The sequence below is a fragment of the Actinomyces gerencseriae DSM 6844 genome, assembly GCF_000429265.1.
Lineage (GTDB): Bacteria > Actinomycetota > Actinomycetes > Actinomycetales > Actinomycetaceae > Actinomyces > Actinomyces gerencseriae.
On the sequence record NZ_AUBN01000015.1, the window covers coordinates 75,566 to 101,861 of the forward strand.

A 26,296-nucleotide genomic window follows, 5' to 3' on the forward strand; every position below is an offset into this window, starting at 1 on the left:
CCGTTCGCGACCGGTGTCATGCGGTGCGGTGCATGCGGATGCGCAGCAGCTGCAGGGCGAGTGCCAGCAGGGCCGGGATGGCGGCGAGCAGGGCCAGGTTCGTGCCGGCCACTCCGACGGCGAGCACGCCCGCGCCGAGGGCGGACCCGATCGCGGAGCCGAGGTAGTTCGCCGAGGCATTCGCAGCGACCGCGGTCGCCCCGTCCCGCGGATTGGTCGCCAGCAGCGTGTCCTGCTGCGGGGCCAGGGAGGACCATCCCAGGGCGCCCCAGGCGAACAGCGCGGCCGCCAGCAGCCATACGGCAGGGCCGGTGCCGAGCACGACCAGAACGATCGTCAGGAGGGCCAGGATCACCGCGGTGACGCGGAGCGAGTCGCCGACCCGATCGACCAGGCGGCCGATGAGCATGACGCCGACGGCTCCGCCCACTCCCCAGGCCCAGATGCCGGCCGTGGGATGGGAGGCGAGGCCGGTATCGCCCAGGAGCGAGGCGATGTAGGTATACAGGCCCAGGGAGGCGATCCCGGTGAACAGGGTGACGGTGACGGTCATGAGATTCGGTCCGGATCCGATCGAGCGCAGGCGTGCGACCAGGGAGGGGGCGTCCACGCCGGGCAGCTCACGCCCCCAGGAGGAGAAGATGCCGATCAGGGCCAGCGCCCCGACGATCGTGATGAGCAGGATACTCACCCGCCACGATGTCAGGCCTCCGAGCAGGAGGCCCAGCGGGACGCCGAACACGGTGCCCATCGCCAGCCCGGCCAGGACGAGACCGAGAGCCCGGCCGCGGCGCTCCTCCGATACGGATGCCGCCGCGACGGCCGAGGACAGGGGCGAGTACACGCCCGCGGCGGCGCCGGCGATCACCCGGGCGATGAGGAATACGGCGATGTTGGGCGCGCCCGCCGTGACAAGGTTGCCCAGAGTGAACATCGACAGGGCGATCGCGAGTCCCCGTTTGGAGCGGCGGCCCGCGGCACCGGCGAGCAGAGGCCCCGCGACCGCATAGGCCCCGGTGAAGGCGGTCACCCCGAGCCCGGTCACGCCCTCGGTGGCGGCCAGGTTCTCCGCGATCGCGGGCAGCAGCCCTGCGATCATATAGGCGTCCAGCCCGAGCGCGACGCCTCCTATGATGAATGGCCAAAGTCGACCAATCACATCCATTCCTCTCTTTCCAGTCATTTAGTGACTCCGCCACCCATGCACTGATCGGGACTAGTCAGGACTGGTCCCTCACGCCGTTATATAACGTCTGCTCAAGGGACGGTCGCGGTGGGGCCGCACGGTGGGACAGGCCCAATGCGGCCCTGTGCTCGTAGAACTCGTAGCGTCGTTCTTCCTCTGGCGCCGATCGACCCGACACCCACACACCCCGGCCGGATAGTCACGGGAAACACGAATAACCGTCGTCGGGCACGACATCCATATCGAAGGACGATCGGATGGTCTTTCGGAGAAAAAAGGGCCAGCGCCTCGTCAGAGTTCTCCGATAGTCATCATCGGCGTAAGATTGCCTATGATGCACATCAGCGCATTCTCACCGAACGCGACATCGATTCGAGTAGGACGTGCAGAAGACCATAGTCGTTCCTAGGCAGTGCTGTGAGGATCAGGGCTCAAAGCCTCGACGCAGTTCGTAGTTTAGGCACCGTGTCGCCGCTGTCAATATCGGTTCTGTTACGACCTCGCCCCTCCCTCCGCGCAGGCGTCACCGAGGCCCGGAGTTCCGCGCCGACTCGACCGGAAGCGACACGGGTCGCAGCGAGTGCTCTTCTCGGAATTCGAGAAGACTCCCCGTCACGGTGCATGACTCGTTGCATGCGCGTCGCCCAGAACGCCCGGCTCAAGCGACTCTGCTTGCGTGCGACGTCGCGTCGCACCCGAACCTGGGCCCATGACGCCGCTACCAGCACCAAGGAGGACATCGTGACGACAGAGAACACATCGAGCGGAACCACGGCAGCGCTCGTGATCGTCGAGTCGTACTTCGGCAGCACCCGCACCATTGCCGAGGCCATCGCCGCCGGGCTGAGCGAGACCGGGGCGCAGGCCCGCGTCCTCGACGTCGACCGAGCGCCCGATGTCCTGCCCGCGGACCTCGACCGGCTCGTCCTAGGCGCCCCGACCCACAACCGGGGCTTGCCGACCGCCGGCACTCGAGCGACGGCCTGCAAGAAGCAGGGGGCGACAACTTCGGCCACGGGTGTACGCGAGTGGCTGGCGGCGGTCTCGATCCCGGCCTCCACTCGCGTGGCCGCCTTCGACACGGTCGTCGGAAGGAATTGGCTGAGCGGCTCGGCGGCCAAGGCGATCGCCAAGACGCTGCGACGCGCGGGCCGAGGCGAGCCAGCCGTCAAGAGCTTCCTCGTCACGTCGGGCCAGGGCCCCCTGGGCGACGGCGAGGAGGCGGCGGCCCGCGACTGGGGGCGTGAGCTGGCCGAGGCATCGCCGTCATCCGGCCGGCAGCGCTGACATCGGTGATCCACATCGTCAGCTTCCCGGATATGGAGACGCTCGTGACACTGCTCGGCTGCGTCCCGATCGTCGGCCTCGCCGCCCGGCTGACCATCAGGCTCCGGAGGTGAGCAGCCGGGAGAGGACGAGTCGAGGGTCGGCGGAAAGACGGGCCCCTCCCGGTGCCGCCACCCGGCATCGGGCGCGGCCCGGCCGGATGCTCGGCCGGCCGAGCGGGCCGCGAGCGGGTCAGTAGTAGCGCCACTGGGTCATGTCGTTGTTGTAGGTCTCCACGATCCTGGGGTGCAGGAGTGTGGACGGCTCCGTCTGCTCCACGGATGGCGGGTCGTCCACCATGAGGAAGTGGAGCAACCGGTCGCTCTGGTAGACCAGCCCGTCCGGCAGCGGCCCGGCGAGCAGCTGCTCGGGCGTGCGGGTGGACAGTACGAAGCCCCACTCGCCGAAGGACGGCACATTGACCGTGAAGGAGTGGACTCCGCGATCGGGCTGTCCGGCGGCGACCGTGCTGGCCACCATGGAGAAGGCGTGCGGGGAGAAGAACGACGAGGTGGCCTGGGTGACCATGACGCCATCGTCGGCCAGGAGCGCGTCGATCTGGCGGTAGAACTCAACGGAGTAGAGCTTGGCCAGCTTCTCGTTGGACGGATCGACCAGATCGACCATGACGACGTCGTACGTCTGGCCGGCCTCAGCGGTGTAGCTGAAGGCATCGGCATTGACGATCTCCACGCGCCGGTCGGACAGGGAGCCGTTGTTCTGCTCCGTCAGGACGGGGCTGGTACGGGCCAGTTCCGTCATGCTCGGGTCGATGTCCACCAGGGTGACGCGCTCGACGTCGTCGTAGCGCAGCACCTCGCGGGCCAGGAGGCCGTCGCCGCCGCCGAGGATGAGGACCCGGGCGGGATCGGCCACCGAGGTCATGGCACTGGCCGACAGAGTCTCGTGGTAGCGGGCCTCGTCCAGGCTGGAGAACTGCAGCTGCCCGTTGAGGTACATGCGCAGATCCTCCCCGTACTTGGTCAGGACGATCTTCTGGTACGGGGTCTGCTCGTAGTAGACAACGGGATCTCCGTAGATCCGGCCGTCGATGCCCCGCTCCAGACGGCTCGCCCCGCAGTACAGCCCCACCAGCGCCACCGCCGCGGCCGTGCCCGCCGCGATGACTCGACGCGAGGCATCGACCAGACGGAGCACCACCATGGCCACCGCGACATTGAGCGCGCCCACCAGGTAGGCGCCGCGCATGAGGCCCAGCTGAGGAAGCAGCACCAGCGGGAAGAGCAGCGAGGCGATGAGCGCCCCGAAGTAGTCGATCGCCAGGATCCTGCTGAGCAGCTCGACCGAGGAACCCCTGCCGAACTGGGCGAAGGTCTTGACCAGCAGGGGGATCTCCAGGCCGATGAGGATCCCGATCAGCAGGCTGATCGCCCCGAAGACCGTCCAGTACACCCGGGTCAGCCCGAAGGCCGCGTAGAGGATGAGGACCGAGTTGCCGCCGATCAGTCCGAGCAGGATCTCATTGACCGCGAAGACGGTTGCCGGAGCACCGTGAACCCGGCTCGCCAGCAGGGAGCCGATCCCCATGCCGAACAGGGTGATGCCGGTGGCCAGGCTGAAGCTGAGCACGGAGTCGCCGATGAGGTAGGAGGCCGCCGTGCCCAGGATGAGCTCGTAGATGAGCCCGCCGATCGCGACCAGCAGAGCGGCTGCGAACAGGGCCGTATTCTCCCGGCCCCCACGGTCATCGCGGCTCACCCGCTGATCGTCACCGCGATGATGATGGCGATGGATCTCCCTGGACGCCTCCGGAGACTCCTGATCGTCCCGCGGCCGTTCGGTGAACGCCCCCTGCATCCACGACGCCGTCACTTGCCCACTCCCCTGCCACCGCCGCCGTACACGGAGCGCCGCCTCCAGAAGAAGACCCCACCGCCGTCATCGTCGTCGTCGCAGCACGCCATCATCACGAGACACAGGACGACGACCAGCGCCGCCATTAGGATCTCGGGGACCGACCAGCGCTCGGACGAGTCCGCCGAGTCCCGATGACCAGGGCCTCCCGCGGCGATCACCTTCCCGAACAGCCGTCGCTGCCCCGTACGGGTCAGCGGCCGCTTCCGATAGGACACGAGATCCCGGAATCCGTGACTGTCCACGGTGACCTGCTTCGTGGCGCCCCGGGCGTCGGTCAGCTCGATCTCGGCGTACATCATCTCCTGGCCCTGGGCGAGACCGCAGGCAGTCGTTCCCAGTGCCTGCTCGAGAACGCCGACGCCGACCTCGGCGACGCGCGCGGCGTAGACATCGTGATAGACATCGGTACCGCTGGTGAGGGTGAGGATCTGCCCCGGAGCGAGGGAGCCGGGGTCGGGCAGCTCGGCGAAGGGCAGTGGTTCGTACAGGTGGACCCGGCCGTCGTCGTGATCGAGCTCGACCCACATCTCCTGCACGCCGTACTCGGTCGTCCTCGACAGCCGCCACTCCTCCCAGTAGCAGTACCGCCCATCCTGGCGATCCCACTCCTTGAACAGCAGGCAGCCCTCGACGCGCAGCCGCGCTCCGTCGCACCGCAGTCGTTCGCCGACGCTCAGATCGGCTCTCATCCCGCTCACAGGACCACCATCCCGGTGACGGCCGACTCGGCCCGCAGCGTCCGCACCAGGAGGGCGCCGATCGCCTCGGCCGTCGCCCCGTCCAGCTCACGGCAGCTGGTGAGTGTGACGTAGGCCGTTCCGCTCTCGGGCCAGGTGTGGGCGGCGATATGCGACTCGGACAGGATGACGACGACGCTGACGCCCTGAGGGTCGAACCGATGGCGGGCTCCGGAGACGACTGTCAGCCCCGCCTCCCGGGCGGCATCGCGGAGAACCGACTCCACCACGGACGGATCGTTGAGCGCGTGCGACTCGGCACCACTGATCCTGTAGCTGGCAGAACACAGACTCACCGCACTCACGCGAGCACGGTAGCAACGAGGCGGGCACCCGATGAACGGGGTGAGGTGCCCATCTCCTCCTGCGAGCGAACGGCGACCGTCGATCATCAGCGGCTCCAGAGCCGACTCGGCCCGTCGGCACCGGTGCGGGCCCGACGTTCCCGTGCCGTGCGAGACTGTCCCCATGCGCGTTGCCGAGATCGCCGAGCTGACCGGGACGACGGTGCGCACGGTGCGCTACTACCACTCGCTGGGGCTGCTTCCGGTCCCCGCCGAGCGCGGAGGGTGGCGCGACTACGACCTGGGACATGTGGCCCGGCTGTCCCGGATACGCTGGCTGGTGCAGGCCGGAGTGTCCCTGGAGACCATCAAGCGCGTCCTCGGCGAGTCCGAGGCGAACGCCGCCGTCCTGCGGATCGATGACGCACCCGCGAACGGGATGGACGACGCGATCTCAGCAGTCGATCCCGTTGCCGGCTCCATCGTCGAGGACCTCGCCGGGGCACTGAGCTCCGTCGAGGAGCATCTGGCCGAGGTGACCGGGCAGAGGGACATGCTCTCCGGTCTGCTGGAGCGAGCCAGGACCGGCTCGACCGTCTCACCGATGTCCCCGCGCATGGCGGCCTTCTTCGACCGGATGGAGCAGGCCGCGCCCGACGAGGCCACCCGCACCGCTGTGCGCAGGGAGCGGGACCTGACCGATCTGGCCTGCTACCGGGGACAGATGCCGCCGGAGGCCGAGTTCCTCTTCGTCGATCCCGACCCCCGTTACGACGCCGAGTCGTTGACGCTCTACTCGCAGGATCCCGCTGAGCTCTCGGACACGCAGATCGGGCAGCGCGCACGAATCACCGTCTCCCGTCTGGAGGACCAGCTGACGCCCGAGCGCCTCGAGGCCCTGGCGAGCAGCGTCGATGCTGGGGCGGTACGTTCGCTCTTCCACCTCGTCGCCACCACCCGTTACCTCGACCCGCGACTCGTCCGGGCCCTGGAGCGGGAGTTCCTCGACGCCATCGATCGATGGCGTCCGGACGAATAGACCGCACGCGCCCGGACGTTGCTGCGTCGGCTTTGCGTACGACGCCGCGTCACACCTCACCCTGGGGATATGCCAACGACCACAGCCTCCCCAACAGCGTCCGTCCTGCCCGCACGGCACCACTCCCCCGCCATCGACGCCTCAGGGCTGGTGAAGACCTTCGGCTCCTTCCGCGCGCTCGACGGTCTCGACCTGACAGTTGAGACGGGCCAGATCCACGGCTTCCTGGGGCCCAACGGCGCGGGGAAGTCGACGACGATCCGCGTCCTTCTGGGCATGTACCGCCGAGACAGTGGCCTGGTGCGGGTTCTGGGCATGGATCCGCGCCACGACGCCGAGCGCATCACGCGCCGGTGCGCCTACGTCCCGGGCGACGTGGCGCTGTGGCCCGCACTCACCGGGGCGCAGACCCTCGATGCCCTGGCCGCCCTGCGCAGCGGACGCGACCGGGCCCGCGAGACCGAGCTCATCGAGGCCTTCCGGCTGGATCCCCACAAGCCGGTCCGCTCCTACTCCAAGGGCAACCGGCAGAAGGTCATGCTCGTGGCGGCGCTGGCGGCACCGTGCGACCTGGTCATCCTCGATGAGCCGACCTCCGGGCTCGACCCGCTCCAGGCGGAGGTATTCGTCGACGCTGTTCGTGACGTGGCCGGCCAGGGGCGCACGGTGCTCATGTCGAGCCACATCATGGCTGAGGTCGACCGCCTGTGCGACTCGGTGACGATCATCAAGGACGGACGAACCGTGGAGTCGGGGCGGCTCGAGGAGCTGAGGCACCTGCGGGCCTCCCGGATCACCTGCGTGCTGCCTCCCGAGCAGAGCCCACCTCCCGGGCGTCATCGGTGGTCGTGGTGGCCGCACCGCGAGCGCGACCTCCAACGGAGCCCGTCCAAGGATCCCACCCGGGTCGCCCTGCCCCAGCCCGACGCCGGCGGCCGCCTGAGCGTCTCGGTTCCCACGGACCGCGTCCCGGCCACGCTGCGACAGCTGCTGGCCGCCGGCGCGCAGGAGGTCACCTGCACCCCGGCATCCCTGGACGAGGTCTTCCTCCAGCACTATGAGGCGGCGGCGCGATGACATCCTTTCCGCGGAGTCTCGATGCGGTCCGGCAGTCGGCCCGTCTGGCGCTCTCCCACGAGCGGGTCTGGCTCGTGGCGCTACCTGCGGTGACGGGGCTGACGACCGCGCTACTGGCACCCGGCTACGGCGACACCTACGCCTCACCGCAGGACCTGGCCCGGGCAGTGGCCTCAGCCCAGGTCTCCGACACCTTGAGCTTTCTCTACGGCAGGCTCTCCGAAACCGCGGGCATTGTCCAGGTGGCGACGTGGGAGCTCGGAGGGCTAACCGGCCTGGTGCTGAGCGTCGTCGTGGCCCTGCGCTCGGTGGCGTTGACACGCGCTGAGGAGGACCTGGGGCGCGCCGAGCTGCTCCGCTCTGCGGGAGCCGGCTCCATCGCGAGCCTGGTGGGGCAGGGACTCGTCCTGGCCCTCCAGTGCCTGCTCCTGGGGGTGGGGGCGGGTGCAGGGCTGCTCGCTCTGGAGGAGGCCGACGGCGCCGATGCCGCTGCCTACGGCGCGGTGCTCGCCGCCAGCTGTCTAGCGGTGTCCTTCGCGACGCTCGTCGTGGCGCAGCTGGTTCCCGATGCCGCCGCGGGCCGCACCGTCGCGCTGGGAGCTGTGGGGCTCATGTACTCGGGCAACGGGATGAGTGCCTCCAAGGACTGGGACTGGGCGGGATGGGTCTCCCCCTTCCGTCTGAGGACGGAGGCGGATCCCGGCGGGGACAATTCCTGGCCCCCCATCCTCATCGCGGTAGCGGCTGGCATCGTCGTGCTGGCACTGGCCGGGGCGCTGGCCTCTCGCAGGGATCTGGGTCAAGGGCTGGTACGGCTGCCCGCAAGACGCCCGCGGTCCTCGAGGGCGAGCGGGCCCCTGACCTTCGCCATCGGGCTCAGCGGGCGCCAGTGCCTGGCGTGGGCGCTCCTGGTCTCGCTCGTGGCCGGGGTGCTGGTGTCGATGGGCGGCGACGTCGTCGACCTGGCCCGGCGGGGCGGCATCAGCGGAGGGTCTCTGGGGTCTCTTCTGGCCGGGGGCGATCCCGGCGAGGCCTTCCTGAGGTACATCGGACAGCTCGCGGGAGCACTGGCCGCGGCCCAGGGCGTGTCCCTGGCGTCGCGCTACAGCGGGGATGAGCGCTCCGGATGCCTGGAGACGGCGGTCGCCACCGGAAACCGGCCCCTGCGGATCCTGGTCTCCTCGTGGCTAGTCGCCGCCATTGGATCCGGCCTGACTCTGAGCTGCGCGACGGTGGCGGCCGGATACGTCGGTCGTTCCGAGCTGGACACGGACATGGTTGACGCCGTGCGCCTCGTGGCAGGTCAGTGGCCCGCCGCTCTGGCGTCGGCGGCGATCGCCACGGCGCTGTGCGGGGCGTGGCCCAGGGGATGCGGGCTCGCTTGGGCTCCAGTGCTGGTGGGGCTGGGAGTCGCGCAACTCGGCGGCGTCCTCGACCTGCCTAAGCGGATCCGAGATGCAGGTCCTTTCGCCCAGGCGGGTGAGACGGGGAGCCTGGGGCTGGTTGCCATCGCCGCAGCCGGCCTGTTGATCGCGGCTTACCGCGTGACTCGCCGGGACATGGATCTGATTCCCTCGTCGCATCATGGCATCACCCGACGCGCCACCTCCTAGCGCTGCGCGTCGAACCGGAGCGACGCCGTGCCCGCCCGGCCCGTTACGAGCCGATTACGAGCCGATGGGGTCGCGACCGAACTGCGCCGGACCCTCAGCAGCGGGGACCCGTCCCGACTCCGATCGAGGCCCCGCCCCGTCCACAGCGCGGCGGCCCGCGCACCGGAGCCCACCGATGCGCAGGCCGATACCGCTCCTGAGGCGGAGCGGCAGGGTTCTCGGAGGGGTCTCAGACGTTGAAGCCCAGGGCGCGCAGCTGCTCGCGTCCCTCCGGGGTGATCTTGTCCGGGCCCCACGGCGGCAACCAGACCCATTGGATGCGGACCTTGTCGGCGATGAGGCCGAGCGCCTGCTGCGCCTGCTCCTCGATGACGTCGGTCAGCGGACAGGCTGCGGTCGTCAGCGTCATGTCGAGCACGATCGTCCCGTCGGGCTCGATGGACGCGCCGTAGAGCAGACCGAGGTCGACCACGTTGATGCCGAGCTCCGGGTCGATGACGTCGCGGAGAGCCTCCTCGATCGCGGCGACGTCCGCATCGCCGCCGACGGCAGGGGTGTGCCGAGCGGCCATGGGATTGTCCTGGGCGGCGCCGGCGGCGCCGGTCTCACTCATCATGGCTCCTCCTTACGGTGGTGGTGAGGTGATGTCTGCTGTCTCCCGGGAGTGGGAGGGTGGTCAGGTCGAGTCCGGTCCGTCAACGGATGGCAGCGCCACGCCGGCCTTGACCAGGGCGTCCCTGAGCGCCATCCAGCCCAGGAGGGCGCACTTGACGCGGTTGGGGTACTTCGAGACGCCCTCGAACGCGGCGCCGTCCTCGAGCGCGTCCAGGACGGCGTCATCGACGCCGCGCCCGCGGGAATGCATGAGGACGTCGAAGTCCTTCGACAGGCGGGCGACCGTGGCCAGATCGGCCCCGTCGACGAGATCGTGCATGACGGAGATGGATGCCTGGGAGATCGAACATCCCTCGCCCTGCCAGCCCACGGCACCGATCCTGTCGCCATCGATGCGCACCCCCAGCTCGACCTCGTCGCCGCAGGTGGGATTCACCTGGTGGCTGGTCGCGTCGGGGTCGGTCAGGGCCCCCGCTCCGTGCCGCTCGCGGGAGTGGTCGAGGATGACTTGCTGGTAGAGCCGATCGAGTTCGTTCATGCTCGCCTTCGGAAGTAGCTGCGGACGGAGGCCACGGCCTCGAGGAAGCGCTCGACCTCCGCGGTCGTCGTACAGGGTCCGAAGGATACGCGGGAGGAGGCGTGCACGCCGAAGTGCCGATGGATCGGCTGAGCGCAGTGGTGCCCGGTGCGCACGGCCACGCCCGAGGAGTCGAGGACCTGTCCGACATCGTGCGGGTGCACGCCGTCGATGGTGAAGGCCACGACGCCGAGCCGCTCGGTCGTGTCGGCCGGGCCGAGGACGCGCAGTCCGTCGACGCCGGCGAGCCCGCCGAGCACCTGCTGCGTGAGCACCCGCTCCCCCGCGTGGAGACGGTCCATGCCCAGGTGCGCCAGGTACTCGACGGATGCGCGCCAGCCCGCCGCCTGCGCCAACGGCTGGCTGCCGGCCTCGAACCGGGCGGGACCGGACATGTAGGTCGATGACTCCATGGTGACGACCTCGATCATGGAACCGCCGGTGAGCACGGGCGGCATGGCCGCCAGCAGCTCCTCCGTGGCCACGAGCGCGCCGACGCCGGTGGGGCCGAGCATCTTGTGGCTCGACAGGACCATGGCGTCCACGCCGGCGGCCGACAGGGCGGCGAAGTCCAGCGGCAGGTGGGCCGCCGACTGGCAGGTGTCCAGCACGACGAGAGCGCCGATCGCCCGGGCCGCCGGCAGGATGCCGGCCAGGGGCGTGATCGCGCCGGTGACGTTCGAGGCGTGCGTCAGAGCGAGCACGCGGGTGCGCTCGGTCATCACGCGTGTCGTGGCGGAATCGATGCGCCCGTCCTCGGTCAGGTCCAGCCAGCGCAGGGCGGCGCCGGTGCGAGCGGCGAGCTCCTGCCAGGGCACGAGGTTGGCGTGGTGCTCGGCTCGGGTGACGACGATCTCGTCACCGACCCCGATAGCGAGGCGCCGGGCCGGATCATCGGCGTCGGCCGGCCCGCCGCCGCGGGCCGCCGGCCGCCCCAGGCTGGCGTGCCCGATGGCCAGGGCCACGAGGTTGATGGCCTCGGTGGCGTTCTTGGTGAAGACGAGCTCGCTGCCGCGCGCGCCGACGAAGCCGGCGACGGCGTCACGGGCGTCCTCCCAGGCCTGAGTGGCCTCATCGGCGATCTGGTAGGTGGAGCGCCCGGCGGCGCCGTTGCTCAGGGAGAGGAACTCCGCCTCCTTCTCCATCACGCGGGAGGGCTTCTGGGACGTGGCCGCCCAGTCGAGGTAGGCCAGCGACTCCCCGTTGCGCGCGGGCCGCTCCAGGTAGGGGAAGTCGGCGCGAACGGCGGCGAGCTCCTGGTCCGACAGAGGGGTCGCGGGCGCGGAGCTCATGAGAGGGGGCCTCCGGTGAGGAAGCGGTCGTAGCCCTCCTGCTCGAGCCTCTCGGCCAGGTCAGGCCCCCCTTCCTCGGCGACGCGGCCGGCCACGAAGACGTGCACGTGGCTGGGCTTGATGTAGCGCAGAATCCGCGTGTAGTGGGTGATGAGGAGGAAGCCCGCCCCGGATGAGTCGTGGAGACGGTTGACGCCCTCGGCGACGATGCGCAGGGCGTCGATGTCCAGGCCGGAGTCGGTCTCGTCGAGCACGGCGAAGCGGGGCCGCAGCAGCTCCATCTGCAGGATCTCGAAGCGCTTCTTCTCGCCGCCGGAGAATCCGGCGTTGACGTCGCGCTGGGCGAAGGAGGAGTCCATGCGCAGGTTCTTCATGGCCCGGTTGACCTCGCCGACCCACTGGCGCACCTTGGGGGCCTGTCCGTCGATGGCGGTCTTGGCGGTGCGCAGGAAATTGGAGACCGTGACTCCGGGGACCTCGACGGGGTACTGCATGGCCAGGAAGAGACCGGCACGGGCCCGCTCATCGACGCTCATCTCCAGCAGATCGATGCCGTCGAGGAGGACCTCGCCATCGGTGACCTCGTAGTCGGGATGACCGGCGATGGAGTAGGCGAGGGTCGACTTGCCCGAACCGTTGGGGCCCATGATGGCGTGGACCTCACCGGAGCCGACGGCGAGATCCACTCCCTTGAGAATGGGCTTGGGGCCGTCGCCGGTGGCGACCTGGACGTGGAGGTTCTTGATCTCGAGAGTGCTCATGTGTGTTCTTCCGGGAAAAGACTGGTCGGTGTGTCGTGGCGGAGCGGGGGCGGTGTCTCAGGTCGCGTCGTCGGACCCGCGGGCGGCGATGAGGCCGGTGAGCTCGAGCTCCTTCTCAATGGCCGCCATGAGCCGCTCCTCGACCTCGGGGACGCCGATCTCGGCGACGATCTCGTTGAAGAAGCCGAGGACGACGAGACGACGGGCCTCGATCTCGGGGATTCCGCGGGCGCGCAGGTAGAAGAGCTGCTCGTCGTCGAATCGGCCGGTGGCGCTGGCGTGGCCGGCGCCCTCGATATTGCCGTTCTCGATCTCGAGATTGGGGATGGAGTCGGCCTTGGCGCCCTCGGTCAGGACGAGATTGCGGTTGAGCTCGTAGGTGTCGGTGCCGCGGGCGGCGGCGCCGATGAGGCAGTCGCCGACCCACACGGCGTGGGCCCGCTCCCCCTGGAGAGCGCCCTTGTAGGCGATGCGCGAGTAGCAGTGCGGCTCGGTGTGGGCGACGTAGGGCCGGTGCTCCTGGTGCTGCCCGGCGTCCGTGAAGTACACGCCGTAGGCGTCGATGCGACCGCCCTCCCCGCGGAAGCCGAGATCCGAGCAGATGCGCACGTCCCCGCCGAGGCTGACGACGACGTGCTTGAGAACGCCGCGCCCCCGCACCTCGACACGGTGGTTGGCGGCGTGGACGGCGGTGTCCTCCCATCCCTGGACGGTCACCAGGGTGAGCTCGGCGCCCTCGGCCACCACGACCTCCACGCTCTGGGTCAGGAGGGCGGTGCCGGTGTGGTCGAGGACCACCGTGCCCCTGGCACCGGGCTCCGCGACGATGTGAAGGTGCTGGGCGGTGGGTCGGGACAGCTCCGGGTCGTCGCCCACCACGGTCAGGCGCGCGGCGCGGTCCGCCTCGACGCCGGCGGTGAGCGTGAGGACGGTGGCGGTGGTGACACCGCACCAGGCCGTGATGCCGGTGCGGTCCACGGGCGCGCCGACGGAGCCGATGCGGGCGTCGTCGCGGGCGACGGTCTCGACGGTCACGCCCTCGGGGACGTCCATGGCGACCCGGAGCGCCTCCCCCTGCGCGGTCGCGGAGCGGACGGCGTCGAGGTCGAGCAGGGGGGCGAAGCGCCTGAGGGGGGTGAACCGCCACTCCTCCTCGCGGCCGTGCGGCACCGGAATGTCGGCGGGGTCGAAGGAGGTGGGGCGATCGGCCCGGGAGGAGACGTAGCGGGCGGGTCCGTGGGAGTGGGCTCCCTCCAGCGACGCGCGCGAGTGGTCGGTGAGAAGGTCAGGCATTGAGTGCTCCTGTGCCGGGACGGAGCCCGGCGGCTGGTGAGGTCGTGGACGTGGGACGGGGTGATCAGCCGACCGAGTTCTCCATCTGCAGCTCGATGAGGCGGTTGAGCTCGAGCGCGTACTCCATGGGCAGCTCGCGGGCGATGGGCTCGACGAATCCGCGCACGATGGTGGCCATGGCCTCGGTCTCGGTCAGGCCGCGCTGCATGAGGTAGAAGAGTTGGTCGGCGCTCACCTTGGAGACGGTGGCCTCGTGGCCCATCTCGACGTCGTCGGTGCGCACGTCCACGTAGGGGTAGGTGTCGGAGCGGGAGATCTCGTCGACCAGAAGGGCGTCGCACAGGACGTTGGACTTGGAGTGGCGGGCGTTCCTCATCACCTGCACCAGCCCGCGGTAGCCGGAGCGGCCGCCTCCGCGGGAGATCGACTTGGAGACGATGTGGCTGGAGGTGTGAGGCGCCATGTGGATCATCTTGGCGCCCGTGTCCTGGTGCTGGCCCTCGCCCGCAAAAGCGATGGACAGGGCCTCGCCGCGGGCGTGGGGACCCATGAGGAAGACGGCCGGGTACTTCATGTTCCGCTTGGAGCCGATATTGCCGTCGACCCACTCCATGGTGGCGCCCTCGGCGCAAGTGGCGCGCTGGGTCACCAGGTTGTAGACGTTGTTGGACCAGTTCTGGATGGTCGTGTAGCGCACGCGGGCGTTCTTCTTGACGACGATCTCCACGATCGCCGCGTGCAGGGAGTCCGTGGAGTAGATGGGCGCGGTGCAGCCCTCGACGTAATGCACGTAGGAGCCCTCGTCGGCGATGATGAGCGTGCGCTCGAACTGACCCATGTTCTCCGTGTTGATGCGGAAGTAGGCCTGGAGCGGGATCTCGACGTGGACGCCGGGCGGTACGTAGATGAAGGAGCCGCCGGACCACACGGCCGTGTTGAGGGCGGCGAACTTGTTGTCACCGGCGGGGATGATGCTGCCGAAGTACTCGCGCACGAGCTCGGGATACTCGCGCACGGCGGTGTCGGTATCGACGAAGATGACGCCCTGCTCGGTGAGGTCCTCGCGGATCTGCTCGTAGACGACCTCGGACTCGTACTGGGCGGCGACCCCGGACACGAGCCGCTCGCGCTCGGCCTCGGGGATGCCGATGCGGTCGTAGGTGGTCTTGATGTCCTCGGGCAGGTCGTCCCAGGAGGCGGCGGGCCGGTCCGTGGAGCGCACGAAGTACTTGACCGCGTCCAGGTCGAGGGGCGACAGGTCGATGCCCCAGGTCGGCATGGGCTTGCGCTCAAAGATCTCATAGGCCTTGAGGCGCTTGGCGAGCATCCACTCCGGCTCGCCCTTGATCGCCGAGATCTCCCGGACGACGTGCTCGTCAAGGCCGCGCTTGGCGTTCTCGCCGGCCCTGTCGGAGTCGTGCCAGCCGAAGTCGTAGGTCGTCGAGATCGAGTCGATGATCTCGTCGTCGCTGACGCGGGGCGCATCGGTCGCGGGTCGTGTCATCGGGTTCCTTCCGTTCGCGCGGCCCGTCGGCCGCGCGTGTCTGCAGCTGCCCGAACCGCGCGCCTGCGCAGGGTCGGCATGGCTATGGGGATATGCGTGGTGCACACGTGCTCGCCGCCGGCCAGGGTGGCCAGCCGCTGCACGGGCACCCCCAGGAGCCGGGAGAAGGCCTGGGTCTCGGCCTCGCACAGCTCGTGGAACTTGCCGGCCACGTCGCGCACGGGGCAGTGCCCTTGGCACAGCTGGACGGCGTAGGTGCCGTCTCCGACATCACGTATGGTCGCGGCGTAGCCATCGAGCGTGAGGGCGTCGGCCAGCGCACGGGCCCGGTCGGCCGGGTCCTTGCCGGCCGCCTCGACGACCCCGGTGTACCGGCGCTCGAGGTCCCTGCCGCGCGAGGCCGCGAAGGAGTCGAGAGCCTTGTCCCCCGCGACCTGCTGCAGGTAGGACAGAGCCCGATTGGCGATCTCGGAGTAGCCCTCCGCGAAGGTGCTCCGGGCGTCGCGCGTGGCGACGTAGTAGCGAGCCGGGCGCCCGCGTCCGCGCTTCCCGGGCGAGGCGGCGGTGTGCACCTGGATCTCGCCGGCCTCCTCCAGGGCGGTGATGTGGCGGCGGACCGCCGCCGGAGTGAGGGAGAGGACCTTGGCGAGCTGGGCCGCCGACACGGGCCCCTTCGAGACGATGAGATCGAGGACGCGGGCGCGCGTGGAGTCGTCGTCGGTGTGGGTCATACCTGCTCCTCTCCTTCGCCGCCCGTCGCCGCCCCGATCGCGAAGGATCACCGGAGCCGTCGTCGTCTTCACCTGGCTTTAGCCAAGATCTTCGTTCTCTTATTCATCACTGGCAAGTTCAAGACGGCTTGTCGGGACGTGGGATCAGGCACGCATGACGCTCAAAAGCGAATCGTATTCATCATTATTTCGCCAACAGTGAACATCGGTCGGAGGGCGTCCGGAGGGGTCGGGAGGGGACCCGCGAGGAGGGCCGGGGCCGTGTCTCCACCACCGGGGTTGGCGACACAATCCCGGCCCTCGCACTGGCGCGTCCGGCTGGAACGGGAGCTCAGGACTCCCCGACGAGCCGGATCTCCCCCCAGGGGATGGGGTCGGGGATGCTGCCGACGAAGCGGCCGTCGACGATGTTGTTGAAGCCCGAGAAGACCCACTCGCCATCGCGCAGACGGAGCACCTGGCCCGCGTAGAGGTGCTCGGGGCGCACGTGGCGGGCCCGATCGACGTCCCAGGGACCGAGCGCTCCGGCGCCCTCGGCGATCCAGACGCCGCCGGGCCCGGGCTCGGCCTGCATGTCGCTCCCGCAGGAGAAGACGAGAACGTGGCGGCCGTCGATCATCCGGGACTGGCAGACCTCCAGCTGCCCGAACGCGGAGGGCCCGGTGAGCGGGGGCAGCACCTCCCAATGATCCAGGTCGTCGGAGACGGCGTGGCCGATGATGCCCGAGTGCTTGATGTCCACGCCCTTGGCGCGGGCCGTGACCAGCATGTGCCACCGCCCGTCGTCGTGGAGGAACACGAACGGGTCGCGCCACGCCTCGTCGTACCCGTAGCCCGGCGTCCACTTCTGGTACCAGCGCCCGTCGGCCACGATCGGCTCGCTCGTCGCGCGCTCGAAGCGGATCCCATCGGCGGAGTCCGCCCAGCCGATGCGCTGGGCCATACCGCCCTCGGCCCGGGATATCCCCGTGTAGAAGATCCGCAGGCCGCCGTCGGGCTTGACCACGGTGGATCCGGTCCAGATCGCCTTGTCGTCGAAGGACGGCCCATCGGAGTGCACCAGGGCGTCGGGCAGCAGCTCCCACCCGCGGGCGTCCGCGGACACCGCGTGCCCCATCGATGCGTTCATATGACGGCGCTCCGGGTCGTGCAGGGCACGCGAGGCGCGCAGGAAGAACAAGTGGTACCGCTTGCCGTCGTCGACGATCCAGTGGTCCCACATCCAGTGGTCGGGAAGTGTCAGCGCCATGGCTCAGCCCTTGACCGCCGTGCCGGCCAGCGACTGGACGAAGGAGCGCTGGAAGGCCACGAAGATGATGAGGACCGGCAGGGTGATGAGCGTGCCGTAGGCCATGATCTGCCCCCAGACGGGATTGAGCTGGAAGAAGTACTGCATTCCCACGCTCGCGGGGCGCATGGACTCCGCTTGCACCACCATGAGCGGCCACAGATAGGAGTTCCAGGCGGGGAGCATGGTGATGATGGCGACGGTGGCGAAGGTCGGCCCGGACAGGGGCACGACGATTCTCCGGTAGATCGTCCACCAGCCGGCGCCGTCGACACGGGCGGCCTCGTCGATCTCCCTGGGGATGTCGCCGAAGTGCTGGGCGAACAGGAAGATCGCCAACGCATTGGCGATGAAGGGGAGGATCTGCACCTGGTAGGTGTTGAGCATGCCCTGCTTGACCAGGAGGCCATCGGCCACCCACTGGAGCGAGGGCAGCTTGGCGACCCAGAAGACCAGCGGAACGGCGATCGTCTCGAAGGGCACCATGAGGGTGGCCAGCACGAGCGAGAGGATGATGCTCTTGCCCCTCCACCGCATGCGCGCGATGGCGAAGCCGATCATGGAGTTGACCACCAGCCCCAGGACCACGATGGCCACGGTGACGACGACCGAGTTGAGGATGAAGCGTCCCGCGGGCACGCGCTCGAAGACGCCCGCGTAGTTCTCCAGGCCCAGGTCGCCGACGGGCAGGAAGGCCCTGATGGTCCCCAGGTCCGCGAAGATCTGGTCGTCGTTCTTGAACGAGGAGAAGACCATGAACAGCAAGGGGAAGACCGCGACGACGGAAGCGATCACGAGTCCGGCATAGGTCAGGATCCTGGCGCGGGTCCGCGAGGCCGCGCGTCCGTGCCCCTTCTCAATGCCGGCGCCGGTCGTGATGCCGGTGGTGTCGGCGGTGTCGGTGGTATCGGCGGTGTCGGTGGTATCGGTGCTGGCCATGTCAGTCCTTCTCCCGGGTGAGGCGGCGCTGGACGAGCGAGATGACGAGCACGGCCAGGAAGAAGATCAGAGAGATCGCGCTCCCGTAGCCCATGTCCTGCTCGCGGTAGCCCTTGCGCACGGCGTGGTAGACGAGTGTCGAGGTGGCGTCCTGCGGACCGCCGGAGGTCATGACATCGACCTGGACGAACAGGCCCAGGGCGGCGATGGTGATGGTGACGAGGATGAACACCATGGTGGAGTGCAGGCCGGGCCAGGTCACGTAGCGGAAGCGCTGCCATCCATTGACCCCGTCCAGGTCGGCGGCCTCGTACAGGGCCGGGTCGATGCCCTGCAGGCCCGACAGCCAGATGATCATGTGCAGGCCCACCGCCTGCCATATCGACAGGACGATGACCGCGGGCATCGCGGTCCCCGGGTTGTTGAGCCAGGCGACGGCGGTCCAGCCGCCGCCGGTCAGGGTGTTGAGCATGGAGTTGAACAGGCCGTTCTCCTCGTAGAAGAAGCTCCACAGGATGGACACGACGACCATGGAGGTCACCACCGGCATGAAGATCATGGTGCGGAAGGCGGTGACGCCCTTGACCTTGGCGTTGACCAGGATGGCCAGGGCCAGGGCCAGGGCCGACTGGCAGGGAACGACGATGAGGGCGAAGAAGGCGGTGTTGGTCAGCGAGCGCACGAAGGTGGGGTCGTGCGCGAAGGCGCGGACGAAATTGTTGAGGCCGACGAACCTCGGGGGGTTCGGGGAGACGAGCCGGGTGTTGGTGAAGCTGAGCACGAAGGTCAGCAGGATGGGGATGCCCAGGAACAGCGCCAGGAGAAGCAGCGCCGGCGAGGACATGAGCCAGGCTGTGCGCGCCTCCTTGCGCAACGCCGCGGAACGGCGTCCTGGTCGAGTGGTGGACGGCATGGTTCTTTCCTTTCCCGGAGAGGCTCTTGGCCCCTCCCTGGAGTCATCCGATGCTGGACAGAGCTGAGCAGAGGGGACGGGGGACTCGGTCGATCGCTCACACCGCCCTGTACCCGTCGTTGGATCTGATGTCGAAGTCGATGTTGTCGGCCGCCTGGTCGAGCGTGCTCTTGATGTCCGCCCCGGAGACGATGTCCCGCGCCGCCTTGTCGAAGATCGAGGAGATGACCCTGTAGCCCGGGGTGGCCGGGCGCAGGAGGGCGAAGGCCTCTCCGATCTCGCGGACGGGCGCCAGCGCCCCGCCGTCCTTGTAGTTCTCGGTCAGCGGCGTCGCCGACTCCACGGAGGGGAAGTTGCCGATGGCGTCGGAGTAGCGCACGAGGTACTCGTCCTGCATGAGGAACTCGATGAACCTGTTGGCGGCCTCCGGATTCCTCGAGGTGGCGGACACGCCCCACTGCCAGGAGCCGCCGCCGACGTGGGCGCCCCTGCCGAAGTCCACCGGCGGGAGGACGAGGACCTCGTCCTGCCCGAAGGTCTCCTGGGACTGGAGGACCTTCCACCCTCCTGCGTAGTACATCGGGACCTTGCCCTGGAGGAAGTCCTGGCCGTCGGTCGCCGGGGTCTGGGAGGCGAGGCCGTCCGCGAACAGGCTGCGGAACCAGGTGCCCCACGCGATGGCCTCGGGCGCGTTGAGGAAGCCCTTCGCCGTCGAGAAGTCCGTCCGGTCGATGAGGTCGCCCCCGAAGGACTGGAGCATGGGGGCGTAGGCGTAGGGCCACCACTCCGCGCCGTCGGCGACGCTCATGTCGATGGCGTACTCGTACTGCGTCAGGGCCCCCAGCTCCCCGAGCGCGTGGTCGAACTCTTCCCTGGTCCAGGGCCTTGCGACGGTGGGGACGCGCACGCCGGTCTCCTCGATGGCGCTCCTCCTGGCCAGGAGGCACAGGGATGTGTCGTAGGGGCCGACGGAGTAGAGGGTGCCGTTCCAGTAGCCCTTGGCGGAGTCGATGATCGAGGTCTCCAGCTCGGAGGAGATCGTCAGCGGGGCGAGATACCCGGCCCAGGCCCAGTTCGGCATGACGGGGCCGTCGAGGTCGAGGATGTCGGGCAGATCGCCGCTGACGGCCGCTGCGCCGATGGCGTCGTTGTAGGCGGCCTGCGGAAAGGCCTCGATCCCGACCGGGGTGTCCGGGTTTCTCCGGTTGAAGGCATCGATGGCGGACTGGACGACGGCGAGCTCGTCCTTGTTGCCGCCATTGTGGGTCCACAGGGTGATGCCGCCGGAGCCTCCCCCGCCCGCGCGGGAGGAGCACGCGGTGAGGGTGGCGGCGACGGCGGTCGCCCCCAGGCCGAGGAACGTACGACGGGTGGTGGACATGGGGCACTCCTTCGTGTGTCACCGGGACGGTTGGCCGGGGTCGGGGGACTCCGGGGAAGGGTCTGCGTTGGGGCGGGGCCGGCCGGACCGGCTCAGGCGCTCGCGCGCGGCGCAGCGGTGGACGCTCGGACGACGATCTCGCAGGGGAAGCGGCGGGTCGTGGCGGGGACGGGGGTGTCCCCCGCGATGAGGCGGCGCACGAGCCAGTCGGCCATCTCGTAGTGCGGAAGCCGCATCGTTGTGAGGGCGGGGGCCAGGTTGGTGGAGATGAGGGTCAGGTCGTCGAAGCCGACGACGGACAGGTCCTGCGGGATCGACAGGCCGAGCGACGCGGCCACGCGGTAGACTCCGGCCGCCATGCCGTCGTTGTAGCAGAAGACGGCGGAGGGGCGGTCCTCCCGGTCGAGCAGGCGCCGGGCGCAGGCGTCGGCTCCTGCGGGATCGTTGCCACCGGCGACGACGAGGGCGGGGTCGGGGGCGATCCCGACGCTGCGCAGCGCCGTCTCGTAGGCGGAGCGGCGCAGGCGGACGGCGACGGTCGTCTCCTCGTCGTGGGTGATATGGGCGATGCGGCGGTGACCGAGGCCCAGCAGATGGGCGACCGCGTCGCGGGCGGCGGTCTCCTCGTCCGGCACGACGCCGAGGACGTCGTCGCGGTCGGCGAAGCCGTTGAGGACGGCGACATTGGTCAGTTCCGGCGGCACGTGCACCTCCTGGTGGTACATGGCCGCGTGGACGATGGCGTCGACCCGACGGGACCGCAGCTCGCGCACGGCTCGACGAGTCCGCGCCTCGTCCCCGCCGGAGTCGGTGAGCAGAACGGACCAGCCGAGCTCGCGGGTGGCGTTGAGGACGGCGCCGATCATGGCGACGGCGTAGGGGGTGGACAGGACCTGCTCGCCGAGGACGCCGATGGTACGGGTGCGACGGTTGCGCATGCCGCCCGCGAGGGCGTCCCGCACGTAGGCCATCGAGTCCGCGGTGGCGCGAACGCGCTCGGCCGTCCCCCGGGAGACGCGTCCCTTGTCCTTGCCCGACAGGACGAGCGAGGCTGTGGCGGTCGACACGCCGGCGGCAGCGGCCACCTCGCCGAGAGTCGTCATCGACATCTCCTCTTCCCTGCGCAATGCGTGCCGGGTTCTGCTGCCCGACTGAGACAAGCATGCCTCGTAACGAGCCCCACGTCAACCGATTAACGTCAGATGATCAGCATCCATCGTGCGCGTGTCTCGAGCAGTCCCCGGGATTCGGGTCCCACCGGTGCCGCGAGCTCTCGCGCGGCACCGGTGGGCGATGACCTCAGCGGGCCGGCCTCCACGTCACATTGGAGAAGACGGCCGCCCCGTCGTAGGAGTACAGGCGTACGACCGTGTCATCGGGCTCGAAGTACACCTGCTGGGACAGGACCGTGTGCCCGGCGTTGACGAACACCTCGACGCTCTGGGTGTCGACCAGGATCCGCAGGTGCACGTGCCGCGCATCGGGGTCGATGGGCGCCTCCGCCTGGCGGTAGGGGAGGAACGAGTACCCCGACCGGTCCGCCGGCCCTCGATCGACGTAGACCTTTCCCCCGAAGATCCCGACGTTGGTGTGCCGCGAGTCGTCGGGGGTGCAGCCCACCGAGACGCCGACATTGGTCGCGGCACTCCACTCGACATCCAGCTCGAGCTCGTAGGCGCGTCCCTTCCATGGCAGAGCCCACCGATCCGAGACCTCCTGCCGGGCGATGGTCTCGGCCGCCCCGAGCGCGTCCCGGAGCGCGGGCACCGGCTCGCTGAGCAGCGAGTACCAGCCGGCGGGCTGCCGCATGAGACGGATCTGGCGCACTACGGACATCTGGCCGTTGTACCCGTCCGTGGCATCGGTCGGAACGTCGCGGGCCGCGTACTTCCAGTTGTTCATCCATCCGAGGGCGTTGCGCACGCGCTCCGGATCCTGCGCGCTGGGCCAGGTCACGGCCGCGTACCAGTCCCACCCCCAGTCGAGCCACTGGGGCACGAGGTTGCTCGTGGTGAAGCGGGTGCCGTCCCAGTCCCCCACCCAGTAGGCGTACGTCATGGGCAGTCCCGCGCCGTAGGCGTCCATGCTCGCGGCGAGCACCCAGTGCGCGCTCCCGTCGTCGGCCGTGATCCGGAAGAAGTCGGGGCACTCCATGCCGCCGAGATCCGGCGTCCCGTCCTTGAGGTAGTCGAAGTTCGAGACCCAGGACCACTCCCGCAGGTTCGTGGACACGTAGATGGACAAGTACTTCCGCCTGCCGATCACGCAGACCCACTGCGAGCGGGCGTCGTCCCACACGACCTTCGGATCGCGGAACCACTCGGCGTTGTCGATCTCCTCGGGCGTGACGGCGCTGTCGCCGTCCGGGTTCCTGATGACGGGATCGGGGTGCTGGGTGAAGCTCACGCCGTCACGGGACCAGTACAGGTACTGCTCCTGCTTGCGCCGCACGCCCCCGGTCGGCTGCGTCGCGAGCACGATGACCGCGCCGGCCCCGAAGCCGGCGGTGTTCGCGTCATCGACGACGGCCGATCCGGTCCAGACCGGGAAGTTGTCCCGCAGGGGAATGGCGACGCGGTTCTCGCCGAAGGCGACCAGGTCATCGGTGGTGCACACGTCCCAGCCGCCATCCCCGTGGTTGGCATCGGAGTGGAGGTAGTAGAAGTACGTTCGTCCGTTGAGGACGATGGGGCGCTGCCCGTCGCACAGCCACCCGCGCGGCGGAGTCATGTGGAATCGCGCGCGAAGGCTCTCGGCGGCCCGCGCCCGCGAGGGCGCGCCCAGCGAGGCGGCGCCGGCGCCGGCCAACCCGGTCATCGCCGTCATGAGCATCATGGAGCGGCGCGAGGGCCCCGGCACGCCCTGAGTGAACTTGTCCGACATATTCTTCCCTTGAACTAGTGCTCTCGGCTCAACTGACTTCTCGACGTGCTCTCAGTGCGCTTCCGGTGCGCTTCCGACGCGCTCTCCCGGCGCCGCCACAGAGGCGCGCGGCACCGGGGGGCAGGGGAGGACGAGCCTGCCGTCGTCGGGGACGTCCGCCTGCCCCAGCAGCGCCCGCACACCCGCAGCGCCGAGCTCGTAATGGGGCAGGGCGACCGTCGACAGGGGCGGATGCAGATGGGCGGCGATGACCTCCTGGTTGTCGAAGCCGACGACCGACAGGTCGCCGGGGACGCTCACGCCGCGATCCCGCAGGGCGTCGTACAGTCCCATCGCCATGCGGTCGTTGTGGCAGCACACCCCCGTGACGCCCGCGGCGAGAACCTCCTCGGCGCAGGAGAAGCCCCCCTCCTGATCGGGGCGGGCATCGAGGACGAGAGCGGGGTCGAAGGGCACCCCGGCGTCCTCCAGAGCCGCCTTGTACCCGGCGAAGCGGCCCGAGCGCGCCGGCGATCGCGAGGTGGTGTTGACCATGGCGATCCTGGTGTGCCCCGCATCGAGGAGCAGCTGCGCAGCCGCCCTCCCGCCGGCGACCTCGTCGGGCACGACGGCGAGCGCCGCCGAGGCCTCGTCGAAACAGTTGACCAGGACGCTCCGAGTCTCCTGCAGCGACTCCGGCATCGTCACCCGGCGGTGGTACCAGCGGGAGTAGAGGACGCCGCGGACGCTGTACTGGAGCATCATGGCGATGGCGCGCTCCTCCGCCTCCGCATTGCCCTCGGTGTTCGTCACCAGGAGGATGTGGCCGTTCCTCCACGCCTCCTCCTGGGCTCCGTGGACGATCTGGCCCGCGAAGGGCGTCGAGGCGATGGAGTCGGCGACCAGGCCGATGAAGGGGCTCGTCCCCTTGACCAGGGTCTTGGCCAGGGCGTTGGGGCGGTACCCCAGCTCGTCCACGGCGCGGAGCACCCGCCGGCGGGCCTCCTGGCCGATCCTCGCACCGGCCTTCCGGTTGATGACATGCGACACCGTCGTCACGGACACCCCGGCGCGCTCCGCGACCTGCTTCATCGTGACCCTCTGGTCACCACCGCCGCTCATGCGCATGACACCTCACCCCTTCGTGGAGCCGCTCTCCAGACCATAGATCATGGCCTTGTTCAGGGCCAGGAATACCAGCAGCAGGGGCGTCACGGTGATCGCGACGGCGGAGAACGTGGCCGTCCAGTCGGTCTTGCCCATGTTGCCGATGTAGTTCTGCAGCCCCAGGGGGATCGTCTTGAAGTCCTCGGTCAGCACGAAGGTGTTCGCGAAGACGAACTCGTTCCAGATGAAGATGGCGTTGACCATGACGACGGTGATCACGGTGTTGAGCGACATGGGCAGGGTGATGCGGGCGAAGATGCGGTACGGTCCCGCGCCATCGATGGACGCCGCCTCGTAGACCTCTCGGGGGACGTAGCTGAAGAACGACATGAACAGGAAGAGGGACATCGGCAGCGCGAAGCCCGCGAGCGGGATGATGATGGACAGATGGGTGTCCAGCAGCCCGATATTCGAGTAGTCGATGAACAGGGGGACGAGAGCGATCTGCACGGGCACGACGATCCCCATGAGGAAGACGGCCCGCACGATCCTCGCCCCCTTGAATCCGAGGACCTGAATGGCGTACGCGCCCATCATCCCGCAGATCACGATGAGGGCGCACGCCCCCACCGTCACGATGGCGCTGTTGAGGACGTAGGTGGGGATGTTCCCCCTCTCGAGCGCTCTCGCGAAGTTGTCGAGGGTGAAGGAGGCGGGCAGGCCGAAGGGATTCCCGGCGGCGAACTCCTCGGGCGTGCGGACCGAGGTCAGGATCAACCACACGAAGGGATACACCTGGATGATCAGGACGATCCCCAGCAGGATCCTGTGCACGATCCGGGCCGTGCGCAGACGCCTCCTCCTGCGGTGGGGCGGCATCGCGGGGTCGGGCGCGAGAAGCGGCTCGGGCGTCGACGCGGCGGACGAAGCGGTGGATGCGGCAGTGGTGCTCATGGTCAGTCATTCCCCTTGCGAAACAGTCCGAAGATGAGCGCCACGGCCACCAGGCACTCGATCACGATGAACACGGAGATCGCCGATGCGTATCCGTAGTTCGTGCTGACGAACGCTGTCTTGTACATGTAGGTGGTCACGAGCTCGGAGGACTGCCCCGGGCCCCCGTTCGTCAGGAGGTAGGGGATGTCGAAGCCCCTCAGCCCGTAGGTGACCACCATGACCATCGTCGTGGCCCACACGGGCCGGATGTGGGGGAAGCGGATCTCGACGAAGATCTGCCAGGCGTTGGCGCCGTCGAGGGCCGCGGCCTCCTCCAGCTCCCTGGGAACGGACAGCAGGGCCGCGTACAGGATGATCGTGTAGAGCCCGAGGAACCTCCACCCCTCGGGCACGGAGACGGCGGCCAGCACCGTGCTGACGTCCGAGAGCCACGCGCGGTCCACGGCGCCGAGGCCGACGGCGCTCAGCAGGCTGTTGATGAGTCCCGGCGGATCCAGGGAGTAGATCCGCTGGAAGAGCAGCGCGATGGCGGTCGTCGAGATCACGGCGGGCATGAGGTAGAGGACCTTCAGGGCCTCGCGACCGCGCGTGATGGTCATGAGCAGGCAGGCGATCCCCAGCCCCGCCCCCATCTGGATCGTGACGCAGATGATGAGATACAGGATCTGGTTGAGGAAGGCCTTCCAGAACGTGGGATCGGCGCTGAGCATCTGCGCGTAGTTGTCGATGCCGACGAACTGCATGTCGGTGATCCCGTCCCACTTGAAGAAGCTCAGGACGAGGGATTGCACGATGGGGAGCAGCACGCCGCCGCCGAACAGGACGACGGGGGGCAGGAGGAAGATGAGAACCGAGAGCCGAGATCGGTGTGGGAGCATGGGTGCCTTCTCGAAGCTGTGGGTGGAGTCGGGCGACGACCCCGGTGGAGGACGTGGC

At 69.0% G+C, this 26,296-nt stretch carries 24 protein-coding genes; 4 read left to right on the top strand and 20 right to left on the bottom strand.

The genetic code is table 11. From position 1 onward, the window contains the following. Nucleotides 1-16: 16 nt before the first annotated feature. Nucleotides 17-1,159: an MFS transporter gene (locus G448_RS0107805; RefSeq protein WP_026407535.1), complete on the bottom strand. Its 1,143-nt coding sequence runs from the start codon at nucleotides 1,157-1,159 to the stop codon at nucleotides 17-19. 768 nt (nucleotides 1,160-1,927) lie between these two features. Here G448_RS0107805 and G448_RS0107810 point away from each other — a divergent pair. Then, on the top strand, nucleotides 1,928-2,473 hold the full coding sequence (locus tag G448_RS0107810) for a flavodoxin family protein (protein ID WP_051268750.1): 546 nt from the start codon (nucleotides 1,928-1,930) through the stop codon (nucleotides 2,471-2,473). Nucleotides 2,474-2,704: 231 nt separating this feature from the next. On the opposite strand, the gene G448_RS0107820 is transcribed toward G448_RS0107810, so the two are convergent. The 3 genes from G448_RS0107820 to speD all read right to left on the bottom strand — a co-directional run bounded on the left by G448_RS0107820 (nucleotide 2,705) and on the right by speD (nucleotide 5,432). After that, nucleotides 2,705-4,231 carry a polyamine aminopropyltransferase gene (locus G448_RS0107820; protein WP_026407537.1) on the bottom strand — a complete coding sequence of 509 codons (1,527 nt, stop codon included), beginning with the start codon at nucleotides 4,229-4,231 and terminating at the stop codon, nucleotides 2,705-2,707. A gap of 110 nt (nucleotides 4,232-4,341) precedes the next feature. Beyond that, the gene (locus tag G448_RS15690; RefSeq protein ID WP_156910965.1) at nucleotides 4,342-5,088 is read right to left on the bottom strand and encodes a hypothetical protein; all 747 of its coding nucleotides are present in this window, start codon (nucleotides 5,086-5,088) and stop codon (nucleotides 4,342-4,344) included. After that, complete coding sequence (gene speD, locus G448_RS0107830) at nucleotides 5,085-5,432, bottom strand: adenosylmethionine decarboxylase (protein ID WP_034494767.1); 348 nt, start codon at nucleotides 5,430-5,432, stop codon at nucleotides 5,085-5,087. The genes G448_RS15690 and speD overlap by 4 nt, the downstream gene beginning before the upstream one ends. Nucleotides 5,433-5,595: 163 nt before the next feature. On the opposite strand from speD, the gene G448_RS0107835 reads away from it, so the two are divergent. The 3 genes from G448_RS0107835 (at nucleotide 5,596) to G448_RS0107845 (ending at nucleotide 9,140) form a co-directional block, all read left to right on the top strand. Further along, a complete protein-coding gene (locus G448_RS0107835; RefSeq protein WP_026407539.1) occupies nucleotides 5,596-6,450 on the top strand; it encodes a MerR family transcriptional regulator in 855 nt (284 codons plus the stop codon). A 69-nt stretch (nucleotides 6,451-6,519) separates the two neighbouring features. Further along, a complete protein-coding gene (locus tag G448_RS0107840; protein WP_026407540.1) occupies nucleotides 6,520-7,527 on the top strand; it encodes an ABC transporter ATP-binding protein in 1,008 nt (335 codons plus the stop codon). After that, entirely contained in the window at nucleotides 7,524-9,140 is a 1,617-nt protein-coding gene (locus G448_RS0107845; protein WP_026407541.1) for a membrane protein, read from the top strand. Before G448_RS0107840 ends, G448_RS0107845 begins: the two co-directional genes overlap by 4 nt. A 229-nt stretch (nucleotides 9,141-9,369) precedes the next feature. On the opposite strand, the gene G448_RS0107850 is transcribed toward G448_RS0107845, so the two are convergent. From G448_RS0107850 to G448_RS0107925, 16 genes are all read right to left on the bottom strand, one after another. Next, nucleotides 9,370-9,753, bottom strand: a complete 384-nt coding sequence (locus G448_RS0107850) for a metal-sulfur cluster assembly factor (protein WP_026407542.1) — start codon at nucleotides 9,751-9,753, stop codon at nucleotides 9,370-9,372. Nucleotides 9,754-9,816: 63 nt separating this feature from the next. Further along, complete coding sequence (sufU, locus tag G448_RS0107855) at nucleotides 9,817-10,293, bottom strand: Fe-S cluster assembly sulfur transfer protein SufU (protein ID WP_026407543.1); 477 nt, start codon at nucleotides 10,291-10,293, stop codon at nucleotides 9,817-9,819. After that, on the bottom strand, nucleotides 10,290-11,624 hold the full coding sequence (locus tag G448_RS0107860; RefSeq protein WP_026407544.1) for an aminotransferase class V-fold PLP-dependent enzyme: 1,335 nt from the start codon (nucleotides 11,622-11,624) through the stop codon (nucleotides 10,290-10,292). The genes sufU and G448_RS0107860 overlap by 4 nt, the downstream gene beginning before the upstream one ends. Further along, complete coding sequence (sufC, locus tag G448_RS0107865) at nucleotides 11,621-12,385, bottom strand: Fe-S cluster assembly ATPase SufC (RefSeq protein ID WP_026407545.1); 765 nt, start codon at nucleotides 12,383-12,385, stop codon at nucleotides 11,621-11,623. The genes G448_RS0107860 and sufC overlap by 4 nt, the downstream gene beginning before the upstream one ends. Before the next feature lie 57 nt (nucleotides 12,386-12,442). After that, nucleotides 12,443-13,678 (bottom strand): Fe-S cluster assembly protein SufD, encoded by a 1,236-nt coding sequence (gene sufD, locus G448_RS0107870; protein ID WP_026407546.1) that lies wholly within the window; start codon nucleotides 13,676-13,678, stop codon nucleotides 12,443-12,445. Between the two features lie 64 nt (nucleotides 13,679-13,742). Beyond that, on the bottom strand, nucleotides 13,743-15,182 hold the full coding sequence (gene sufB / locus G448_RS0107875) for a Fe-S cluster assembly protein SufB (RefSeq protein ID WP_026407547.1): 1,440 nt from the start codon (nucleotides 15,180-15,182) through the stop codon (nucleotides 13,743-13,745). Next, a complete protein-coding gene (locus G448_RS0107880) occupies nucleotides 15,179-15,913 on the bottom strand; it encodes a helix-turn-helix transcriptional regulator (protein ID WP_026407548.1) in 735 nt (244 codons plus the stop codon). The genes sufB and G448_RS0107880 overlap by 4 nt, the downstream gene beginning before the upstream one ends. A gap of 331 nt (nucleotides 15,914-16,244) precedes the next feature. Continuing rightward, entirely contained in the window at nucleotides 16,245-17,162 is a 918-nt protein-coding gene (locus tag G448_RS0107885) for a glycoside hydrolase family 68 protein (RefSeq protein WP_026407549.1), read from the bottom strand. A gap of 3 nt (nucleotides 17,163-17,165) precedes the next feature. Beyond that, entirely contained in the window at nucleotides 17,166-18,140 is a 975-nt protein-coding gene (locus G448_RS0107890) for a carbohydrate ABC transporter permease (protein WP_084436494.1), read from the bottom strand. 1 nt (nucleotide 18,141) lies between these two features. Continuing rightward, nucleotides 18,142-19,053, bottom strand: coding sequence for a carbohydrate ABC transporter permease (locus G448_RS0107895; protein ID WP_026407551.1), 912 nt, complete (start codon nucleotides 19,051-19,053; stop codon nucleotides 18,142-18,144). Nucleotides 19,054-19,150: 97 nt separating this feature from the next. After that, nucleotides 19,151-20,434: an ABC transporter substrate-binding protein gene (locus tag G448_RS0107900; protein WP_026407552.1), complete on the bottom strand. Its 1,284-nt coding sequence runs from the start codon at nucleotides 20,432-20,434 to the stop codon at nucleotides 19,151-19,153. A 92-nt stretch (nucleotides 20,435-20,526) separates the two neighbouring features. Beyond that, nucleotides 20,527-21,537, bottom strand: a complete 1,011-nt coding sequence (locus G448_RS0107905; RefSeq protein WP_026407553.1) for a LacI family DNA-binding transcriptional regulator — start codon at nucleotides 21,535-21,537, stop codon at nucleotides 20,527-20,529. 196 nt (nucleotides 21,538-21,733) lie between these two features. Beyond that, nucleotides 21,734-23,317, bottom strand: coding sequence for a glycoside hydrolase family 32 protein (locus tag G448_RS0107910; protein WP_084436496.1), 1,584 nt, complete (start codon nucleotides 23,315-23,317; stop codon nucleotides 21,734-21,736). A 51-nt stretch (nucleotides 23,318-23,368) separates the two neighbouring features. After that, a complete protein-coding gene (locus tag G448_RS0107915; RefSeq protein WP_245572247.1) occupies nucleotides 23,369-24,388 on the bottom strand; it encodes a LacI family DNA-binding transcriptional regulator in 1,020 nt (339 codons plus the stop codon). A gap of 42 nt (nucleotides 24,389-24,430) precedes the next feature. After that, nucleotides 24,431-25,357, bottom strand: a complete 927-nt coding sequence (locus G448_RS0107920; RefSeq protein ID WP_026407556.1) for a carbohydrate ABC transporter permease — start codon at nucleotides 25,355-25,357, stop codon at nucleotides 24,431-24,433. Between the two features lie 2 nt (nucleotides 25,358-25,359). Further along, nucleotides 25,360-26,238, bottom strand: a complete 879-nt coding sequence (locus tag G448_RS0107925) for a carbohydrate ABC transporter permease (protein ID WP_026407557.1) — start codon at nucleotides 26,236-26,238, stop codon at nucleotides 25,360-25,362. Nucleotides 26,239-26,296 lie beyond the last annotated feature (58 nt).

Bases quoted from the DNA above. Each gene is read 5' to 3' on its own strand.
- G448_RS0107840 (WP_026407540.1), top strand. From the start codon at position 6,520: ATGCCAACGACCACAGCCTCCCCAACAGCGTCCGTCCTGCCCGCACGG.
- G448_RS0107925 (WP_026407557.1), bottom strand. From the start codon at position 26,238: ATGCTCCCACACCGATCTCGGCTCTCGGTTCTCATCTTCCTCCTGCCC.
- G448_RS0107880 (WP_026407548.1), bottom strand. From the start codon at position 15,913: ATGACCCACACCGACGACGACTCCACGCGCGCCCGCGTCCTCGATCTC.
- sufB (WP_026407547.1), bottom strand. From the start codon at position 15,182: ATGACACGACCCGCGACCGATGCGCCCCGCGTCAGCGACGACGAGATC.
- G448_RS0107860 (WP_026407544.1), bottom strand. From the start codon at position 11,624: ATGAGCTCCGCGCCCGCGACCCCTCTGTCGGACCAGGAGCTCGCCGCC.
- G448_RS0107915 (WP_245572247.1), bottom strand. From the start codon at position 24,388: ATGAAGCAGGTCGCGGAGCGCGCCGGGGTGTCCGTGACGACGGTGTCG.
- sufC (WP_026407545.1), bottom strand. From the start codon at position 12,385: ATGAGCACTCTCGAGATCAAGAACCTCCACGTCCAGGTCGCCACCGGC.
- G448_RS0107850 (WP_026407542.1), bottom strand. From the start codon at position 9,753: ATGAGTGAGACCGGCGCCGCCGGCGCCGCCCAGGACAATCCCATGGCC.
- G448_RS0107905 (WP_026407553.1), bottom strand. From the start codon at position 21,537: ATGACGACTCTCGGCGAGGTGGCCGCTGCCGCCGGCGTGTCGACCGCC.
- G448_RS0107885 (WP_026407549.1), bottom strand. From the start codon at position 17,162: ATGGCGCTGACACTTCCCGACCACTGGATGTGGGACCACTGGATCGTC.
- G448_RS0107895 (WP_026407551.1), bottom strand. From the start codon at position 19,053: ATGCCGTCCACCACTCGACCAGGACGCCGTTCCGCGGCGTTGCGCAAG.
- sufD (WP_026407546.1), bottom strand. From the start codon at position 13,678: ATGCCTGACCTTCTCACCGACCACTCGCGCGCGTCGCTGGAGGGAGCC.
- G448_RS0107910 (WP_084436496.1), bottom strand. From the start codon at position 23,317: ATGTCGGACAAGTTCACTCAGGGCGTGCCGGGGCCCTCGCGCCGCTCC.
- G448_RS0107890 (WP_084436494.1), bottom strand. From the start codon at position 18,140: ATGGCCAGCACCGATACCACCGACACCGCCGATACCACCGACACCGCC.
- G448_RS0107845 (WP_026407541.1), top strand. From the start codon at position 7,524: ATGACATCCTTTCCGCGGAGTCTCGATGCGGTCCGGCAGTCGGCCCGT.
- G448_RS0107900 (WP_026407552.1), bottom strand. From the start codon at position 20,434: ATGTCCACCACCCGTCGTACGTTCCTCGGCCTGGGGGCGACCGCCGTC.
- G448_RS0107920 (WP_026407556.1), bottom strand. From the start codon at position 25,357: ATGAGCACCACTGCCGCATCCACCGCTTCGTCCGCCGCGTCGACGCCC.
- sufU (WP_026407543.1), bottom strand. From the start codon at position 10,293: ATGAACGAACTCGATCGGCTCTACCAGCAAGTCATCCTCGACCACTCC.
- G448_RS0107835 (WP_026407539.1), top strand. From the start codon at position 5,596: ATGCGCGTTGCCGAGATCGCCGAGCTGACCGGGACGACGGTGCGCACG.